This window comes from Pseudomonas massiliensis (genome assembly GCF_000826105.1).
Taxonomy (GTDB): domain Bacteria; phylum Pseudomonadota; class Gammaproteobacteria; order Pseudomonadales; family Pseudomonadaceae; genus Aquipseudomonas; species Aquipseudomonas massiliensis.
In genome coordinates this window covers 162,160-181,119 of sequence record NZ_CCYK01000003.1, presented here as the reverse complement: position 1 = coordinate 181,119, position 18,960 = coordinate 162,160, and the positions used below count along the sequence as shown (strand labels likewise).

Here is an 18,960-nt window from a genome sequence, read left to right as displayed (position 1 = left end):
CATAATGAAGCCCATTGCCCCACATCGCATAAGGATTTTCCGTGAGCCAAGCCCTGATTGCCGCGCTGCAGAACCCAGCGCTCTACCCGCACCCCGTGGATGCCTTCGAGCTCATAGAGACACACATTTCCTGGGTCATCCTGACTGGTCCCTATGCCTACAAGGTCAAGAAACCGGTCAACTTCGGCTTCCTGGACTTCACCACCCTGGCTGCCCGCGAGCATTTCTGCAACGAAGAGCTGCGCCTGAACCAGCGGCTCACCGAAGGCCTGTACCTGGAGGTGCTGGCGATCACCGGCAGCGAGCAGGCGCCGAACCTTGGCGGCAGTGGCCCGGCGATCGATTACGCTCTGAAAATGCGGCAATTCCCGCAAAGTCAGTTGCTCAGCACCTTGCAGGCCAATGGCGAGCTGGGTAGCGGGCATATCGACGCCCTGGCCCGGCAGATCGCCGAATTCCACCTGTCCGCGCCCAAGGTGCCGCTCGAGCGCGCCGAAGGCACGCCGGAAAGCGTGATGGCACCGGTGACCCAGAACTTCGAACAGATTCGCCCTTTCCTCAGCGAGCGCGGCGACCTGGTGCAGCTGGAGGCGCTCGAGGCCTGGGCACGCGCCGAATACGATCGCCTGCTGCCGCTGCTGCGAGCGCGCAAGGCCGATGGCTACATCCGCGAATGCCATGGTGACATTCACCTGGGCAACGCCACCGTCATCGACGGCAAGGTGGTGATCTTCGACTGCATCGAGTTCAACGAACCCTTCCGTTTCACCGACGTCTACGCGGATATCGGCTTCCTCGCCATGGACCTGGAAGACCGTGGGCTCAAATGCCTGTCCCGGCGCCTGCTCAGCGGCTACCTGGAACTGACCGGCGACTACGCCGGGCTGCCCTTGCTCAATTTCTACAAGGCCTATCGGGCCATGGTGCGGGCCAAGGTGGCACTGTTCAGCCTGCCGGCCGATGCCGACGGCCTGCAACGCAAGACCGCCCTGCGCCAGTACCGTAACTACGCCACCCTGGCTGAAAGCTACAGCGCCATCCCTTCGCGCTTTCTGGCCATCACCAGCGGCGTCTCCGCGGTGGGCAAGAGCCAGGTCGCGCTGCGGTTGGTCGAGGCCCTCGGCGCCATTCGGCTGCGCTCGGATGTGGAGCGCAAGCGGCTCTTCCCCGACCAGGGCAGCGCCGCACTTTATACCGGCCAGGCCGGCGAAGCGACCTATCAGCGCCTGCATCACCTGGCCGAGCAGGTGCTCGGCGCCGGGTTCCCGGTGGTTCTCGACGCCACCTACCTGAAGCAGGGCCAGCGCGAGGCGGCCCGGCACATCGCCCAGGCCCAGGCGGTTCCCTTCTCCATCCTGGAGTGCGAAGCGCCTCGGGCGGTGATCGAGAGCTGGCTGGGCCAGCGTCAGGCCGAGGGCCAGGACCCTTCCGATGCTACGCTGGAAGTGATCGCTGCTCAGGAACGAAGCCGAGAGCCACTTACCGCCGATGAGCGCCTGGCCGCCAAGCGCGTGACCACTCATGACGCCGGCAGCGTCGATTCGGTTGTGGACGCGATCAGGCAGAGACTGCCGGGGCTTTGATCTGGGCAAGGCGTGAACCAGTCCACACCTTTGGCTATCCGGTGGTGTCATTATGATGGCGCCACCCTTCCAGCGGAGATGCTGCCATGAGCCAGCCACGTCTGATCGATTCGCCCCTGTTTACCCTGGTTCGCGAAGAGAAGATCCAGGCTTTCAACGAGGAAAAGCGCCATGTGGGGCCGCTGGATTTCAGCGGCGGAGATTTCCGTGGGCTGGACCTGCGCAACCTCGATGCTGAGGGGATCGACCTGCGCGATGCCTATTTCCGCTCCGCCGACCTGCGCGGCATCGACTTCCGCGGCGCGCAGCTCGAGGGCGCGTCCCTGGCCCATGCGCAGATTTCCGGGGCCTACTTCCCCCCCGAGCTGAGCGCTGATGAGATCCTGATGTCGGTCAACTTCGGGACGCGCCTGCGCTATCGCACGAAATAGGGCCGGCCCGCTATGCTTCAGGCAGGGCCTGCATGGCCGCCCAGAAAGGAGCGTGGATGAACGACGAGCTTCAGGACCTGCGAAACCTCGGCAAAACCTCTGCCCAATGGCTTCATGCCGTGGGCATCCATAGCGTGGCGGACCTGCGTCGGCTCGGCGCCGTCGATGCCTACCGCGCAGTCAAGAACCGTGGCTTCAGGGCCTCCAAGGTATTGCTCTACGCAATCGAGGGGGCCCTGCTGGGGGTGCATTGGAACGATGTACCCCTTGAGCGCAAGCAGGCATTGAACGAGGCGTTCGAGGCCTTGCCCGCGCCCGGCCAGAAACCCTGATACGCCGCTGCCCGCGGCTTCGAGAACGAATCATGTATGTAGTTGGGGAGCAATCGGCCCACGCCGAAGAGTGCATCAGCAGGCTGCAAGGCCTGCCCGCAAGCCTGCTGGCCGGCATGGAGCCGGCTGGCGAGACGCTGGACATTCCAGCCGATACCGCCTTGAACGAGCACTTGCGCGCCGAATGCCTGTATCTCATCGAGGTCGGCCTGGTACAGCTCGCCCTCGACGAACGTCCGTTGTTTTACCTCAGTGAAGGAGATGCCCTTGGACTTGCCCTACCGCCAGCGCACCTGAACTGCCGCTACCGGACTACCGCGCCCCTGCACCTGGTGCCGTATGAACGCCAGGCGGTACTGGCCCACGTGGCAAGCACAGGCCAGGGCGCCGCGCTGGTGGACTACCTGGGCGGCCACGCCTGGCTATTGGCCGAGACGGTAGCGCGGCTCAAGCAGCCCGAGTATCGAGGCGCCAGCGGCTTCAAGCATGTCGCGGCGGGCGAGGTACTGATCCAGCAGGGCGATGACCCTGACCATGTCTTCATCATTATCGATGGTCACGCCGAGGTTTTCGTTGACGGCCTTAAGGTGGGAGATGTGGCCAAGGAAGAGATTTTCGGCGCAATGGCAGTGTTTACCGAGGAGAAGCGCACCGCCACCGTGATCGCCAGCACCCCTTGCACCATCATGCTGATTCCCAAGGATCAGTTCCTGGCCATGACCCAGTCGAATCCGAAAATTGCTCATAGCCTGATAGAAAGCATGGCCAGGAAAATCAATGTGTTAAATCGTCAGCTCACCGGAACCGGGTTGGATGGCCAATAAGATTTCGATAATGAGCTTGACTCTCAAATGAGAATAGTTATGATTAGCACAACTGGTCGCGAGATCAGCCGATAAGCAGCCCGGTGGTTCGGACTCAGCTTATCTCCTCATCAGGCTAATCACGGTTCTTGACCCGGCTTTTGCCGGGTCTTTTTTTGTCCCTAATTTCCCTTAGTAGTCAGCGCAGGCCGGCCATGGTCGCGAACCCGTGGCGAATACGCCAGCTGCGCTGGCGCCTACAGCTCCACGCGCAATGGCCGGTCGATGAAGATGTGCTCTGGCGTCAGCTGCACGCCATAGGCCAATACTTCTACGCCTTCGGCCACTGCCTGGCGCAGGGCCTGGGCGTAGGCGTCGTCGATCTCCTCGGCCGGTCGAACGCTTTCGATACCTGTAAGGTTCACACAGTACAGCTGCACGGCCCGATGGCCCGCGCGCACCATCGCTGCCAGCTCCCGCAAATGGCGGGCGCCACGCTGGGTCACCGCATCCGGGAAAGCGGCGGTGCTGCTGCCGTCGAAGCCAAGGGTCACGCTCTTGACCTCCACGTACGCCTGGAGGTGCTCATAACCGAGCTGAAAGTCCACACGGCTGTTTTCCTCGCCATAGCGAACCTCGCGGCGCAACTGGGTAAAGCCGGCCAATTCCGGGATGGCACCGGCGAACAACGCCTCCTCCACCACTCGGTTGGCCCGACCGGTGTTGATGCACGCCAGCCTTCCCTGGGGCGTTTCTACGATTTCCCAAGTGCCGGGAAGCTTGCGCGCCGGATCGGCGCTGCGGCTGAACCAGACTCGGCTGCCCGGAGCCATGCAATTGAGCATGGACCCTGTATTGGGGCAGTGAATTGTCACCTGACTACCATCGGCCAATTGGATATCCGCCAGAAATCGCTTGTAGCGGCGTACGAGGGTCCCGGCTTGCAGCGAAGGTTCGAAGCGCATCAGCCCTGCCACCGTTGCAAGCCCCGGGCGATGCGTTCCACGGCCTGCTCCAGGCGAGGCAATGCTTGTGTATAGGCGAAGCGAACATGTTGGCGAGCCAGGTGAGTGCCGAAATCCAGCCCCGGGGTGAAGGCGACATGCTCCTGCTCCAGGAAGAAGCGGGAGAAGTCGAAGGCGTCACCGCCGAACCGGCTGATGTCCGCATACAGATAGAAAGCCCCCTGGGGCTCTACCTCAATGCTGAAACCCAGTTCGCGCAAGGCTGGCAGGAGAAAATCGCGACGCGCCTGGAAAGCGGCCCGGCGCTGTTCGAAGATCTCCAGGGTGGCTGGCTCGAAGCAGGCCAGGGCGGCATGCTGGGCCATGCTCGGCGCACTGATGTACAGGTTCTGCGCCAGTTTTTCCAGCTCCGGTACGGCCTCTGGCGGCGCCACCAGCCAGCCCAGGCGCCATCCGGTCATGCCGAAGTACTTGGAGAAACTGTTAAGCACAAAGGCATCGTCGCTCACTTCCAGCACGCTGGGCGCATCCACGCCATAGGTGAGCCCATGGTAGATCTCATCGACCACCAGGTGCCCGCCGCGGGACTGTACCGCGTCACTCAGGTCCTTGAGGTCGCCGCGCCCGAGCACGGCGCCGGTAGGGTTGGCCGGGGATGCCACCAGAGCCCCTGCCGACTGCGCATCCCAGTGCCGGGCCACCAGGTCGGGATTCAGTTGGTAGTTCTCGGCGGGGCCAACCGGCACCAGCTTGGCGCCCCCCTCGATCAGGCGCAGGAAGTGGCGGTTGCAGGGGTAGCCCGGGTCGGCCAGCAGCCAGTGCTGCCCAGGGTCCACCAGCAGGGCGCTGGTCAGTAACAATGCACCCGAGCCGCCGGGGGTGACCATGATCCGCTCAGGGTCGAGCGCTACCCCGTAGCGCTGCTCATAGAAGCCGGCGATGGCCCGGCGCAGTACCGGCAGGCCACGCGCGGCGGTATAGCCGGTATGGCCGGCCGCCAATGCCGCCTGGCCGGCAGCGACGATGGGCGCGGCGGTGGTGAAGTCCGGCTCGCCGATTTCCAGGTGAATCACATCATGGCCGGCTGCCTGGAGCTCGTTGGCGCGCGCCAGCAAGGCCATGACGTGGAAAGGTTCGATGGCGCGGCTGCGCGCGCTGTAGGGCTTGGCCATGAGGATTTCCTGATAAGGCGCAAAGGCCGGATTCTACGGCAACCGCGCCTCGGAATGCGCCTGTTGCCGGGCAGGGAATGAACCGTGGGCGCCGCGGTCCAACCCGCGTTGCACAAGGCAAATCAGGCTGGATAACCGGGAGTGGCGCACCCGGATTCGATCTGGTAAGTTCGCCCGCTTGCAGTCGCGGGGCCGGCGGGCGCCGGAGATGGATCATCCCGCGCAGTGAATTAGAAGAGCGAGAGGCGGTCATTCATGCCCACCAATGAAAACCAGCAGCAAAGCAATGAGCTCGTTCGTGGCTTCCAGCCCTATCAGGAACAACCGGGCGAGGAGTACATGAGCGAAGGGATGCGAGCTCACTTCACCAAGATCCTGAATCGCTGGAAGCAGGAGCTGATGCAGGAAGTGGACCGCACCGTGGACCACATGAAGGACGAGGCTGCCAACTTCCCCGACCCGGCCGACCGCGCCAGCCAGGAAGAAGAGTTCAGCCTCGAGCTGCGCGCCCGTGACCGTGAACGCAAGCTGATCAAGAAAATCGACAAGACCCTGCAGTTGATCGAAGACGAAGAGTACGGCTGGTGCGACTCCTGCGGGATCGAAATCGGCATTCGCCGCCTGGAAGCCCGCCCAACCGCGGACCAGTGCATCGATTGCAAGACCCTGGCCGAAATCAAGGAAAAACAGGTCGGCAAATGATCTGAGCCGGGGCGTTCTTCAGGCACGCCCCACCTGGCCCTCGCCCTCATGCCCTCCCCACGCATTGGCCGTTTCGCCCCTACCCCCAGCGGGCTGCTGCACTTCGGCTCCCTGGTAGCGGCGGTTGCCTCCTACGCCGACGCTCGCGCTCAAGGCGGCCAATGGCTGCTGCGCATGGAAGACATCGACCCACCCCGGGAAATGCCCGGCGCGGAGGATGCCATCCTGGCGCTCAAGGCGGCCAATGGCTGCTGCGCATGGAAGACATCGACCCACCCCGGGAAATGCCCGGCGCGAAGGATGCCATCCTGGCGACCCTGAGCCAGTACGGCTTTGAGTGGGATGGTCCCGTTCTCTACCAAAGCGCCCGCCATGACCATTACCAGGCGGTGATCGACCGCTGGCTGAGCCAGGGCCTGGCCTATGCATGTACCTGCTCGCGCAAGACCCTGGAGGCCTATCAGGGCGTCTACCCCGGTTTCTGCCGCAACGCCGGCCATTCTCCCGAAGGAGCCGCGATCCGCCTGCGTGTTCCGGAATTGCGCTATGGGTTCGAAGATCGCCTCCAAGGCCACTTCGAGCAGCACCTGGGCCAGGAGGTGGGAGACTTCATCATCCGCCGACGCGACGGGCTTTATGCCTATCAGCTGGCCGTGGTGCTCGATGACGGCGCCCAGAGAGTGACCGATGTGGTGCGTGGCGCCGACCTGCTCGATTCCACTCCACGCCAGCTCTACCTGCAGGAACTGCTGGGGCTGCCCGCGCCTACCTACCTTCACGTTCCGCTGCTGGTGCAACCCGATGGGCACAAGCTGGGCAAGCGCTACCGTTCCGCCCCTCTGACCACGGCCATGGCCAGCCAGGAGCTGCTGCGCGCCCTGCGCACCCTGGGCCAGCGCCCCCCATCCGAGCTGAACGGCGCTTCGCCCGCTACCCTCTTGGCCTGGGCCGTGGCCCACTGGCGCGCCGACGCCTTGCCAGCGGTGGCTACCCTGCCCGAGGCAGAAGCGCGCTGAATGCGCCCGACGGCGACGGTAGGCAGCCAGCCGGGCTTGGGCTACCATCCCGGCAGCCCCGGCGGGGCGACTTCATCAGCCGCCTGAGGTGACGAGGCCAGCATGTATATCTATCGCTTGGTGTTGCTGCTGGTCGTGGGCATCTACCTGTTTTCCCCGGCCATCATGGACTGGTGGATCGAACCCACCGGCGCCTGGTACCGCCCCTACCTGTTGTGGCTAATCCTCATCGTGGTCACCTTTATCCTGCAAAGCCAGAGAGACGCCGATGAGCTTTAGCCTTACCCAGATGATCCTGATCAGCGCCGCTTACCTGTTGGTACTGTTCGGCGTGGCCTGGGTGAGCGAGCGTGGTCACATTCCCCGGGCGATCATCCGCCACCCCCTGACCTACACCCTGTCGCTGGGGGTGTATGCCAGCGCCTGGGCCTTCTATGGCACCGTGGGCCTGGCCTATGAATACGGCTACGGGTTCCTGGCCTGCTACCTGGGCGTCTCCGGTGCCTTTCTGCTGGCGCCGGTATTGCTCTACCCGATCCTGCGGATCACCCGCACCTACCAGCTTTCCTCGTTGGCGGACCTGATCGCCTTTCGCTTTCGCAGCACCTGGGCCGGCGCGCTGACCACCCTGTTCATGCTTGCCGGGGTACTGCCATTGCTGGCGCTGCAAATCCAGGCCGTGGCCGATTCGATCAGCATCCTGACCCAGGAGCCGATCAAGGACCGGGTCGCCTTGAGCTTTTGCGCGCTCATTACGCTCTTCACCATTTTCTTCGGCTCGCGTCATATCGCTACCCGGGAAAAGCACCAGGGGCTGGTGTTCGCCATCGCCTTCGAATCGGTGATCAAGTTGATCGCGCTGGGAGGGCTGGGCTTGTATGCCCTTTACGGCGTGTTCGGCGGCCCCCACCAGCTGGAGCTCTGGCTGATGCAGAACCAGATGGCCTTGGCCGGGCTGCATACGCCCCTGCAGGAGGGACCGTGGCGAACCCTGCTGCTGGTGTTCTTCGCATCGGCCATTGTGATGCCGCACATGTACCACATGGCCTTCGCCGAAAACCTCAACCCCCGGGCGCTGGTCAGCGCCAGCTGGGGGCTGCCGCTGTTCCTGCTGTTGATGAGCCTGGCGGTGCCCCTGATCCTCTGGGCCGGGCTGCGCCTGGGCGCAACCACCTCTCCGGAATACTTCACCCTGGGCATAGGCATCGCCGCCAACAACCGAGCCCTGGCCCTGCTGGCCTATGTGGGCGGGCTGTCCGCTTCCAGCGGGCTGATCATCGTGACCACCCTGGCCTTGTCCGGGATGGCCCTGAACCACCTGGTGCTGCCGCTATACCAGCCCCCCGCCGGCGGAAGCATCTACCGCTGGCTCAAATGGACCCGCCGCGGGCTGATCGTGGCGATCATCATGGCCGGCTATGCCTTCTACCTGATGTTGGGCAGCCGCCAGGACCTGGCCCACCTGGGCATCGTCGCCTTCGTCGCCACCCTGCAATTCCTGCCAGGGGTGCTGTCAGTGCTGTACTGGCCCACCGCCAACCGGCGCGGCTTCATGGCGGGCCTGCTGGCGGGTATCGCCGTCTGGTCCTTGACCATGCTGATGCCGCTGCTCGGTGACGTGGACGGCTTCTACATTCCTGTGCTGGATATGATCTATGTACTGGATGACACCAGCTGGCACATGGCAGCCATTGCGTCCCTGGCCGCGAATATCCTGCTGTTCACCCTGGTCTCGGTGTTCACCGAGGCCAGCCCGGAAGAAAGCAGCGCGGCCGAAGCCTGCGCCGTGGACAACGTCCGCCGCCCGCAGCGACGCGAACTGCATGTCGCCTCGCCTCAGGAGTTCGCCACTCAGTTGGCCAAGCCGTTGGGCGCCCGGGCCGCGCAAAAGGAAGTGGAGCAAGCCCTGCGCGACCTTTACCTGCCCTTCGACGAGCGCCGCCCCTATGCCCTGCGCCGCTTGCGCGACCGCATTGAAGCCAACCTGTCGGGCTTGATGGGCCCCAGCGTGGCCCAGGACATCGTGGAAACCTTCCTGCCCTATAAATCCGGTGGGGAAACCTATGTCACCGAAGACATCCACTTCATCGAGAGCCGACTGGAGGATTACCACTCTCGCCTCACCGGCCTGGCCGCCGAGCTGGACGCCTTGCGCCGCTACCACCGGCAGACGCTTCAGGAACTGCCCATGGGGGTCTGCTCCCTGGCCAAGGACCGGGAAATCCTCATGTGGAACAAAGCCATGGAAGAGCTTACCGGTATCTCCGCCCAGCGGGTGGTGGGCTCGCGCCTGATGACCATCGCTGAGCCTTGGCAGGACCTGCTGCAAAGCTTCATCCAGGGGCCCGACGAGCATCTGCATAAGCAGCGCCTGGCCCTGGATGGCCAGATTCGCTGGCTCAACCTGCACAAGGCCGCCATCGACGAGCCGCTCGCCCCAGGTAACAGCGGGCTGGTATTGCTGGTGGAAGATCTGACTGACACCCAGATGCTCGAAGACAAGCTGGTGCATTCCGAACGCCTGGCCAGCATTGGCCGGTTGGCCGCAGGCGTGGCCCATGAGATCGGCAACCCGATCACAGGCATCGCCTGCCTGGCGCAGAACCTGCGCGAAGAACGCGAGGGGGACGGCGAGATCACCGAGCTGTCCAGCCAGATCCTCGAGCAGACGAAGCGGGTGTCGCGCATCGTGCAATCGTTGATGAGCTTCGCCCATGCCGGTAGCCATCAGCACAGTGTCGAGCCCGTCAGCCTGGCCCAGGTGGCCCAGGATGCCATCGGCCTGCTGGCCCTGAACCGACGCAACTTCGAAGTGCAGTTCTACAACCTGTGTGACCCCGACCATTGGGCCGAAGGGGACCCCCAACGCCTGGCCCAGGTGCTGATCAATCTGCTCTCCAACGCCCGCGACGCCTCCTCGCCAGGGAGCGCCGTGCGAGTGCGCAGCGAGGTCAGCGAGCACACTGTCGCGCTGGTGGTCGAAGACGAAGGCAGCGGCATTCCGAAGAACATCATGGACCGGCTCTTCGAACCTTTTTTCACTACCAAGGATCCGGGCGAAGGAACGGGCCTGGGCCTCGCGCTGGTCTATTCCATCGTGGAAGAGCATTATGGACAGATCACCATCGACAGCCCGGCGGACACAGAACGGCAGATAGGTACCCGTATCCGGGTGACCTTGCCACGCCATGTCGAAGCGACGTCCGCTGTTAACTGAGACCGTCGAGAGAACCGAATCAGATGCCGCATATTCTCATCGTCGAAGACGAAAACATCATTCGCTCTGCCTTGCGTCGCCTGCTTGAACGGAATCAGTACCAGGTCAGCGAAGCCGGTTCCGTGCAGGAAGCACAAGAGCGCTTCAGCATTCCGTCGTTCGACCTGATCGTCAGCGACCTGCGCTTGCCCGGCGCTCCGGGCACCGAGCTCATCAAGCTGGGCGAGGGTCGCCCGGTGCTCATCATGACCAGCTACGCGAGCCTGCGCTCAGCCGTGGACTCCATGAAAATGGGCGCGGTGGACTACATCGCCAAGCCCTTCGACCACGACGAGATGCTCCAGGCCGTGGCCCGCATCCTGCGCGATCGGCAGCCTGCCGCGGCCACGAGCGAGCCTGCCAGGGCCAGCCCTCGCGGCGCCGACAAACCGGCCGCCGCGCCACAGGGCGAAATCGGGATCATCGGCTCCTGCGCCCCCATGCAGGACCTGTACGGCAAGATCCGCAAGGTTGCGCCTACCGATTCCAATGTGTTGATCCAGGGCGAATCCGGCACTGGCAAAGAGTTGGTCGCCAGGGCCTTGCATAACCTGTCGCGCCGCGCCAAAGCCACCATGATTTCGGTGAACTGCGCGGCCATTCCAGAAACCCTGATCGAGTCGGAGCTGTTCGGCCATGAGAAGGGGGCCTTCACCGGTGCCAGCGCCGGCCGCGCCGGGCTGGTGGAGGCAGCCGATGGCGGTACCCTCTTCCTCGACGAAATCGGTGAACTGCCGCTGGAGGCCCAGGCACGCCTGCTACGCGTGCTGCAGGAAGGGGAAATCCGTCGGGTGGGCTCGGTCCAGTCGCAGAAGGTGGATGTCCGCCTCATCGCTGCGACCCACCGGGACCTCAAGAGCCTGGCCAAGGTCGGCCAGTTCCGCGAAGACCTCTACTACCGCCTGCACGTTATCGCCCTGAAACTTCCACCCTTGCGCGAGCGGGGCAGCGATGTGATCGAGATCGCCAATGTGTTCCTGGCCCGCCAGGCCGCACGCCTGGGCCGTGAAGGGCTGCGCTTCGCCGCGGACGCGGAAAGCGCCATTCGTCATTACAGCTGGCCGGGTAACGTACGGGAACTGGAGAACGCGGTCGAGCGCGCGGTTATCCTCAGCGAGGGCCAGCAACTCACGGCCGATCTGCTGGGAATCGATATCGAGCTCAACGACCTGGATGACGACGACGAAGCCTTCAGCACACCCGCCGCCGCTTCGCCGACCAACAACCATGAGCCCACCGAAGACCTCTCTCTGGAAGACTATTTCCAGCATTTTGTACTCGAGCACCAGGATCACATGACCGAGACAGAGCTGGCGCGCAAGCTTGGGGTCAGTCGTAAATGCCTATGGGAGCGCCGCCAGCGGCTGGGCATTCCTCGGCGCAAGTCGAGCGTGGCCAACGAAGGGTGAGCAGGTGTTACCGTCACTCGCAAGGCTGTAACAAAGGCGGGGCGTACGGTAACGAATTCCCCCTGTAGCGAAGCTCGAAAAACGCTACCTTTTATACCAAGCCTTTGAAAACAAAGGATTTTTAAAAGTTGGCACAGCATCTGCAATATCTACGGTACAAGAACAAGAAAAAGCGCAAACCCATAATAAAAACAACATGAATCGGCTCACGCATAACAAGAACAAGACGGCATGAGGCGTAGCTAACTGATTCTTTTGAAGAGGTATCGTTACGGGATTTTCCCGCAACCAGGCCGAGAACAATAAAAACTGCGATCGAGCAGTGCCTGAACTGGTTGGACCCTAGGGTCAGCAATACGGCGTTCAAAGCAATCCGTTTGCTCTTGGCTCCCCCTTTGGGAGATGCTCCCAGGCAATGCCTGGCGGGCCGGGCACACAACAAAAACAAAAGCCCAAGCGAGAACAAAAACGAGCAGGCAACGACTTCCTGGGGAGCTACGGCTCCCCTTGTCGTTTCCGCCTGATGCACGTTGTTCCGCCCACCATACCCTTCGGTGCGGCAGTTAGCGAAGCCTGATAGCCCGGTATTGGGCGATCGAATTCGCCAGCTTCGCTGGCTCCTACACCATCCCGTCACTAAATGCTAGAATCCCCGCCCATTATGCGGTCAATCTTGGTATGGCCGATCATTCCTTCATACAGTGCATCCCATGCTGAAAAAGCTGTTCCAGTCTTTTCGTCCCCCGGCCCGCCAGGTCCATCATCAACGAAGCACCCCTGAAGTGCTCAACAGCGGCGCCCACGGCCTGCAGCGCCATCAGTTCAGCCGCCATGCGGTCAGCATCGTCGAGCGCCTGCAGCAAGCAGGCTACCAGGCCTACCTGGTGGGCGGTTGCGTACGCGACCTGCTGCTGAACCTGCCGCCCAAGGATTTCGATGTGGCCACCAGCGCCACGCCCGAGCAGATCCGCGCCGAATTCCGCAACGCCAGGATCATTGGCCGTCGTTTCCGGCTGGTGCATATCCAGTTCGGTCGCGAGATCATCGAAGTGGCCACTTTCCGCGCCAATCATCCGGAAGACGACGCCACCACCAGCCGCCACTCCTCGCGCAACGAGAGCGGTCTGATCCTGCGCGACAACGTCTATGGCAGCCTGGAAGAAGACGCCCAGCGCCGCGACTTCACCATCAACGCGCTCTACTACGACCCGGTCAGCGACCGCATCCTGGACTACGCCAACGGCGTGCACGATGTGCGTAACCGCCTGGTCCGCCTCATCGGCGAACCGCGGCAGCGCTACCAGGAAGACCCGGTACGCATGCTGCGCGCGGTGCGCTTCGCCGCCAAGCTGGACTTCGGAATCGAGCGCCACACGGTGCAGCCGATCCGGGAAATGGCTACGTTGTTGCAGGGCATTCCCGGGGCCCGCCTGTTCGAGGAAGTGCTCAAGCTGTTCCTGTCCGGTCAGGCGGCCGACACCTTCGAAATGCTGGTGGACCTGAACCTGTTCGAGCAGATGTTCCCGGCCAGCGCCCAAGCCCTGGAAGACACGCCGTCCTATACCCATACCCTGATCCGCAATGCCTTGGTCAACACCGACCTGCGCGTGCAAGAAGGCAAGCCTGTCACGCCTGCGTTTCTGTTCGCCGCGCTCCTGTGGCCTGCTCTTCCGGCCCGCGCCCTGGCCTTGCAAGGCCGTGGCCTGCCGCCGATCCCGGCCATGCAGGAAGCGGCACACGAGCTGATCGCCGAGCAGTGCCAGTTCATCGCGATCCCGAAACGCTTTACCTTGCCCATCAAGGAAATCTGGGACATGCAGGAGCGCCTGCCACGGCGCAATGGCAAGCGCGCCGACGTACTGCTGGACAACCCGCGTTTCCGGGCCGGGTACGACTTTCTTCTGCTACGCGAAAGCGCGGGAGAGCAAACCGATGGGCTGGGCCAATGGTGGACGGACTACCAGGACGCCACAGACAGCGAACGGCGGGCCATGATCCGCGACCTCGGCAATCGGGACGAGGCTTCCCCCTCGGCCGGCCCGGCGCGCAAGAAGCGCCGCAACAACAGTCGTCGCAAAGGCGACAGCTTCGCCGAATGAGTGCTCCAGAACGGGTGTTCATCGGGCTGGGTAGCAACCTGGCCGAGCCCACCGAACAACTGCGCCAGGCGCTGCATGGCCTGCGTCAGTTGCCCGCTACCCAATGGGCGGGGGTCTCCGGCCTGTACCTGAGCGATTCCCTGCTGCCCGGGCAGCCTCGCTACAGCAACGCCGTGGCCGCCCTGGACACGACCCTCGCCCCGCTGGCCTTGCTCGATGCGCTGCAACGAATCGAGAACGAGCAAGGACGCGTGCGCGCCGAACGCTGGGGGCCGCGTACCCTGGACCTGGATATCCTGTTGTTCGGCGAGCGCCTGCTGGACGAACCACGCCTGCGGGTTCCTCATTACCAACTGCACCTTAGGCCATTCGTGCTTTACCCCCTGGCAGAACTGGTACCCGGTGATTTCACCCTGGCCGACGGCCGGGCACTGAGCGAGCTGCTGCGTGCCTGCCCCTTCCAAGGGCTGGAGCGGGCTGGCGAGCTGGCGTAACCTCGCGGTAACACCGGGTAACGCCATCGTGGACCACAATTGACTTCCCTCGATGGCGTCACGACTATAGGCGGCCCGTCGGTCTTGCCGAAGGGCTTGCCGAAGGGCACCCACCGATAGCGAATGCGGCTGCCCTGCCTGTCCGCCCGCGCGGATACCCGCTTCGTTACCGAGATACACGTGTTGCCCTCCCGCCTTGGGAGGCTCACCGAGGATATGAATTCATGCCAGAGATCACCCTGACCACCCTCCAGAGCCTCAAGGCCAAGGGTGAAAAAATAACAATGCTGACCTGCTATGACGCCACCTTCGCTCGCGTGGCCAGCGAGGCGGGTGTCGAGGTGCTGCTTATCGGCGACTCTCTGGGCATGGTCCTGCAAGGTCACGACAGCACCCTGCCGGTCAGCAACGCGGACATGGCGTACCATACCGCCTGCGTCAAGCGCGGCAACGCCGGGGCACTGATCCTGGCCGACCTGCCTTTCATGGCCTGCGCCACCCTCGAACAGGCCTTCGCCAACAGCGCCGCGCTCATGCAGGCCGGAGCCCACATGGTAAAGGTGGAAGGCGCTGCCTGGCTGGGCGAAACCATCCGCCTGCTGGCCGAACGTGGTGTGCCGGTGTGCGCGCACATGGGCCTTACCCCACAATCGGTCAACGTACTGGGCGGCTACAAGGTACAGGGCCGCCTGGAAAGCCAGGCCCGGCAAATGCGCGCGGATGCCATCGCCCTACAGGATGCCGGCGCGGCCATGATCCTGCTCGAATGCGTGCCAAGTGAACTGGCTGCGCAGATCACCCAAGCCGTGCGCGTGCCGGTGATCGGTATCGGCGCCGGCCCGGCGACCGACGGCCAGGTCCTGGTATTGCACGATATGCTGGGCCTGTCGCTGACCGGCCGGGTCCCGAAGTTCGTGAAGAATTTCATGGCCGGCCAGGCCGATATCCCGAGCGCGCTCAGCGCCTATGTCAGCGCGGTCAAAGATGGCAGCTTCCCTGCCCCTGAACACGGATTCAATGCATGAACACAGTCAATACGGTGCAGGAACTGCGCGCCGCCGTGGCCGCGGCCCGGGCGCAAGGCAAGCGTGTCGGCTTCGTCCCGACCATGGGCAATCTGCACAGCGGGCATGTGGCCCTGGTCACCGAGGCGCGCCGGCGCGCCGACTTCGTGATCGCCAGCATCTTCGTCAACCCGTTGCAGTTCGGCCCTAACGAAGACCTGGACAGTTACCCTCGCACTCTGGCAGCGGACCAAGAGAAGCTGGAGCAGGCCGGCTGCGACCTGCTGTTCGCCCCTTCCGTGGCACAGATGTATCCAGGCGGCACCAGCGTGCAGACCCGTGTCAGCGTGCCCGAGCTGTCCGAGGAACTCTGCGGCGCGAGCCGGCCAGGGCACTTCGAGGGCGTGGCCACTGTGGTAAGCAAGCTGTTCAATCTCGTCCAGCCTGACCTGGCCGTGTTCGGCCAGAAGGACTACCAGCAGTTGGCGGTGATCCGCGCCATGGTGCGGGACCTGAACATGCCTATCGAGATCGTCGGCCAGCCCACGGTGCGAGCCGACGACGGCCTGGCACTGTCCTCGCGCAACGGTTACCTGAGCCCCGAGCAGCGGCAGATCGCGCCCGCCATCTACCAGAGCCTGAACACCATCGCCCGGGCGCTGGAAGCCGGGGAGCGTAACTTCCAGGCACTGATGAGCGAACAGCGCAAGCACATTGTCGACAGCGGCATGCGCCTGGACTACCTGGAGATCCGCCAGGCCGACTCCCTGCGCGCCGCCGCGCCGGATGATCACGACCTGGTGATCCTGGCCGCCGCCTACCTGGGCAGCACGCGCCTGATCGACAACCTCAGGGTAAGCCTGGAGGGCACGCCGACCGCGGGCTGATCCGCCCTGGCCCGAAGGCTGCCACAAGATAGTATGCAAACCCCTTCGCGCAGGCGCAGACAAGGCGTCGCGCAAGGGGTACCGTGAGCACTGAGCACAGATTCGCCCCATCGCACCGGTGGCCGAAAATGCGAAGCAACCGCCCGGACTCCCAAAGGTCCAAGAGGCTGAACAAGTAAAAGGAAACTTGCAGAGATGGCGTACTACCGCAATCCTCACGACGTGACCGCCCTTCCCGCCTGGCAGGCGCTGAGCGAACACCGCGCAGCCATGCAGCCGTTCAGCATGCGTGAAGCCTTCAATGCCGACCCAACCCGGTTCGATGACTTTTCCCTCAGCGCCTGCGGCCTGTTCCTCGATTACTCGAAGAACCTGATCACCCAGGAAACCCAGGACCTGCTCGTTTCCCTGGCCAATGAGGTCAAGCTCTCCGAAGCCATCAAGGCCATGTTCGCCGGCGAGATCCTCAACGCCTCCGAAGGCCGCCCTGCCCTGCACACGGCCCTGCGTCGCCCCATCGGCGACAAGCTGAAGGTCGCTGGCACCAACATCATGCCCGAAGTGCACAAGGTGCTGGGGCAGATCACCGAACTGGTGACTCGCATCCACGACGGTCTCTGGCGCGGTTATACCGAAAAGCCCATCACCGACGTGGTGAACATCGGCATCGGTGGCTCGTTCCTGGGCCCGCAGCTGGTCTCCGAAGCCTTGTTGCCGTACAGCCAGAAAGGCGTGCGCTGCCACTACCTGGCCAATATCGATGGCAGTGAATTCCATGAGCTGTCGGCCAAGCTGCGCGCCGAAACGACCCTGTTCATCGTGTCGTCGAAATCCTTCGGCACCCTGGAAACCCTGAAGAACGCTCAGGCTGCTCGTGCCTGGTACCTGGCCCAGGGCGGCTCCGAAGCCGAGCTGCATCGCCACTTCATCGCGGTATCGAGCAACAACGCAGCGGCGGTGGCCTTCGGCATCCGTGAAGAGAACATCTTCCCCATGTGGGACTGGGTCGGCGGCCGCTACTCGCTATGGTCAGCCATCGGGCTGCCGATCGCGCTGTCTATCGGTACCGCCAACTTCAAGGAACTGCTCTCCGGTGCTCACACCATGGACGAGCACTTCCAGACCGCGCCCTTCGACAGCAACATGCCCGTGCTGCTGGCCTTGCTGGGCGTGTGGTACGGCAATTTCTGGGGCGCGCAGAGCCACGCGATCCTGCCGTACGACCACTACCTGCGCAACATCACCAAGCACCTGCAACAGCTGGACATGGAATCCAACGGCAAGAGCGTGCGCCAGGACGGTTCGCCGGCCACTACCGACACCGGCCCGGTCATCTGGGGTGGCGTAGGCGCCAACGGCCAGCACGCCTACCACCAGCTGTTGCACCAGGGCACCCAGCTGATCCCGGCGGACTTCATCGTGCCCGTGGTGAGCTTCAACCCGGTGGCCGACCATCACCAGTGGCTGTTCGCCAACTGCCTGTCCCAGAGCCAGGCCCTGATGCTGGGCAAGACCCGCGCCGAGGCCGAAGCCGAGCTGCGCGCCAAGGGCATGCCCGAGGCAGAGGTCCAGCGCCTGGCGCCGCACAAGGTCATTCCGGGCAACCGCCCGAGCAATACCCTGGTGGTGGAGCGCATCAGCCCACGCCGCCTGGGCGCGCTGGTGGCCATGTACGAGCACAAGGTATTCGTACAAAGCGTGATCTGGGGTATCAACGCCTTCGACCAATGGGGCGTGGAGCTGGGCAAGGAGCTGGGCAAGAACGTCTACCAGCGCCTGATCGGCGACGTGGAGGAACCGGCCGAGGACGCCTCGACCCAGGGCCTGATCAACTTCTTCCGCAGCCGTCATCGCGGCTGACCCGGCTGGGGTGAGCCCGGGACATGGCTGTGATCGAGGCCGTTCGCCAGCGCATCGAGCGCCAGGTGCTGGGCTTGACCGGCCTGGCCCTGGGCCAGCTCGACCTGCGCAACCCACCGGGCGACCCGGGCCTGTTCGGGCCGGCGTCCATCTGCTGGCAGGTGCACGGGGACTTCACCGCCATGATGATCGGCGGCATCCGCGCCCTGCTCTTGCAGATGCTCCACCCCTTGGCATTGGCCGGGGTGTGGGACCATTCCAATTTCCGTGACGACATGCTTGGCCGGCTGCGCCGCACCGGGCAGTTCGTCTCCGGCACCACCTATGGCTCCACCCAGGATGCCAACTGGCTGATCGATAAGGTCCGCGCCATCCATGCCCGGATCACCGGGGAACTGGCCGGGCAGCCCTACGCCGCCAGCGACCCGGCCTTGCTGACCTGGGTCCATGTAGCCGAGGTCAGCAGCTTTCTGGCCGCCCATCTGCGCTACCGCAACCCAAGCCTGAGCCTGGCGGAGCAAGACCGCTACTACGCGGAGATCGCACTTGTCGCCGAGCGGCTCGGGGCGCGGGAAGTGCCACGCTCAGTGGATGAGGTGCAGGCCTATCTGCAGCGCATGCGCCCTGCCTTGCGCTGCGACGAACGTACTCGCGAGGTGGTCAGGCTGTTGCGAGAGGCGCCGGCGCCCAGCCGCCTCGCGCGGCCCATGGGTCAGCTGATGCTCAATGCAGGCATGGCTCTGCTGCCGCCCTGGGCGGCGGTGCTGCTCGAGCTGCGCCAGGGGCCCCTGAGGCGAGCCATGATCGACTTGGGGGTAGGCTGCACTGCGCCCTTGCTGCGCTGGGCCGTGCGCGACGGTTCGGCTCATCGGGCGCGCCAGCGCATGGGCCTGGCCACCCGATAGCGCGTGGCACGCGCAAATATGCCAACATGCGCTGTCTTGCAG

16 protein-coding genes and 1 pseudogene are annotated in these 18,960 nt (G+C 63.8%); 15 read left to right on the top strand and 2 right to left on the bottom strand.

Going from position 1 to position 18,960, the window contains the following annotated elements:
- The first annotated feature begins 41 nt into the window (after nt 1-41).
- The 4 genes from BN1188_RS01415 (at nt 42) to BN1188_RS01400 (ending at nt 3,170) form a co-directional block, all read left to right on the top strand.
- Complete coding sequence (locus BN1188_RS01415; protein WP_040259381.1) at nt 42-1,583, top strand: bifunctional aminoglycoside phosphotransferase/ATP-binding protein; 1,542 nt, start codon at nt 42-44, stop codon at nt 1,581-1,583.
- Nucleotides 1,584-1,669: 86 nt separating this feature from the next.
- Complete coding sequence (locus BN1188_RS01410) at nt 1,670-2,014, top strand: pentapeptide repeat-containing protein (RefSeq protein WP_040259380.1); 345 nt, start codon at nt 1,670-1,672, stop codon at nt 2,012-2,014.
- A gap of 56 nt (nt 2,015-2,070) precedes the next feature.
- Nucleotides 2,071-2,346 carry a TfoX/Sxy family protein gene (locus tag BN1188_RS01405; RefSeq protein ID WP_040259379.1) on the top strand — a complete coding sequence of 92 codons (276 nt, stop codon included), beginning with the start codon at nt 2,071-2,073 and terminating at the stop codon, nt 2,344-2,346.
- A gap of 32 nt (nt 2,347-2,378) precedes the next feature.
- Nucleotides 2,379-3,170, top strand: coding sequence for a Crp/Fnr family transcriptional regulator (locus tag BN1188_RS01400; protein WP_040259378.1), 792 nt, complete (start codon nt 2,379-2,381; stop codon nt 3,168-3,170).
- 236 nt (nt 3,171-3,406) lie between these two features.
- Here BN1188_RS01400 and sfsA read toward each other — a convergent pair whose 3' ends face one another.
- Nucleotides 3,407-4,114, bottom strand: a complete 708-nt coding sequence (gene sfsA, locus BN1188_RS01395; protein ID WP_040259377.1) for a DNA/RNA nuclease SfsA — start codon at nt 4,112-4,114, stop codon at nt 3,407-3,409.
- A complete protein-coding gene (locus BN1188_RS01390; protein WP_040259376.1) occupies nt 4,114-5,286 on the bottom strand; it encodes a pyridoxal phosphate-dependent aminotransferase in 1,173 nt (390 codons plus the stop codon). Before BN1188_RS01390 ends, sfsA begins: the two co-directional genes overlap by 1 nt.
- 255 nt (nt 5,287-5,541) lie before the next feature.
- On the opposite strand from BN1188_RS01390, the gene dksA reads away from it, so the two are divergent.
- From dksA to BN1188_RS01340, 11 genes and pseudogenes are all read left to right on the top strand, one after another.
- A complete protein-coding gene (dksA, locus tag BN1188_RS01385; RefSeq protein WP_040259375.1) occupies nt 5,542-5,988 on the top strand; it encodes an RNA polymerase-binding protein DksA in 447 nt (148 codons plus the stop codon).
- 48 nt (nt 5,989-6,036) lie between these two features.
- Nucleotides 6,037-7,004, top strand: a pseudogene (gluQRS, locus tag BN1188_RS01380) (tRNA glutamyl-Q(34) synthetase GluQRS).
- Nucleotides 7,005-7,106: 102 nt separating this feature from the next.
- A complete protein-coding gene (locus BN1188_RS21460; protein ID WP_003250005.1) occupies nt 7,107-7,283 on the top strand; it encodes a hypothetical protein in 177 nt (58 codons plus the stop codon).
- Nucleotides 7,273-10,221 carry a sensor histidine kinase gene (locus tag BN1188_RS01375; RefSeq protein ID WP_040259374.1) on the top strand — a complete coding sequence of 983 codons (2,949 nt, stop codon included), beginning with the start codon at nt 7,273-7,275 and terminating at the stop codon, nt 10,219-10,221. The genes BN1188_RS21460 and BN1188_RS01375 overlap by 11 nt, the downstream gene beginning before the upstream one ends.
- Before the next feature lie 23 nt (nt 10,222-10,244).
- Entirely contained in the window at nt 10,245-11,669 is a 1,425-nt protein-coding gene (locus BN1188_RS01370; RefSeq protein ID WP_040259373.1) for a sigma-54-dependent transcriptional regulator, read from the top strand.
- Nucleotides 11,670-12,379: 710 nt separating this feature from the next.
- Complete coding sequence (locus BN1188_RS01365; RefSeq protein ID WP_040259372.1) at nt 12,380-13,768, top strand: polynucleotide adenylyltransferase PcnB; 1,389 nt, start codon at nt 12,380-12,382, stop codon at nt 13,766-13,768.
- Entirely contained in the window at nt 13,765-14,262 is a 498-nt protein-coding gene (gene folK, locus BN1188_RS01360; RefSeq protein WP_040259371.1) for a 2-amino-4-hydroxy-6-hydroxymethyldihydropteridine diphosphokinase, read from the top strand. The genes BN1188_RS01365 and folK overlap by 4 nt, the downstream gene beginning before the upstream one ends.
- Nucleotides 14,263-14,486: 224 nt before the next feature.
- Nucleotides 14,487-15,287: a 3-methyl-2-oxobutanoate hydroxymethyltransferase gene (gene panB, locus BN1188_RS01355; protein ID WP_040259370.1), complete on the top strand. Its 801-nt coding sequence runs from the start codon at nt 14,487-14,489 to the stop codon at nt 15,285-15,287.
- Nucleotides 15,284-16,153: a pantoate--beta-alanine ligase gene (panC, locus tag BN1188_RS01350; RefSeq protein ID WP_040259369.1), complete on the top strand. Its 870-nt coding sequence runs from the start codon at nt 15,284-15,286 to the stop codon at nt 16,151-16,153. Before panB ends, panC begins: the two co-directional genes overlap by 4 nt.
- Nucleotides 16,154-16,348: 195 nt before the next feature.
- Nucleotides 16,349-18,013, top strand: a complete 1,665-nt coding sequence (gene pgi, locus BN1188_RS01345; protein ID WP_040259368.1) for a glucose-6-phosphate isomerase — start codon at nt 16,349-16,351, stop codon at nt 18,011-18,013.
- A 32-nt stretch (nt 18,014-18,045) separates the two neighbouring features.
- The gene (locus tag BN1188_RS01340) at nt 18,046-18,918 is read left to right on the top strand and encodes an oxygenase MpaB family protein (RefSeq protein WP_040259415.1); all 873 of its coding nucleotides are present in this window, start codon (nt 18,046-18,048) and stop codon (nt 18,916-18,918) included.
- Nucleotides 18,919-18,960: the final 42 nt, after the last annotated feature.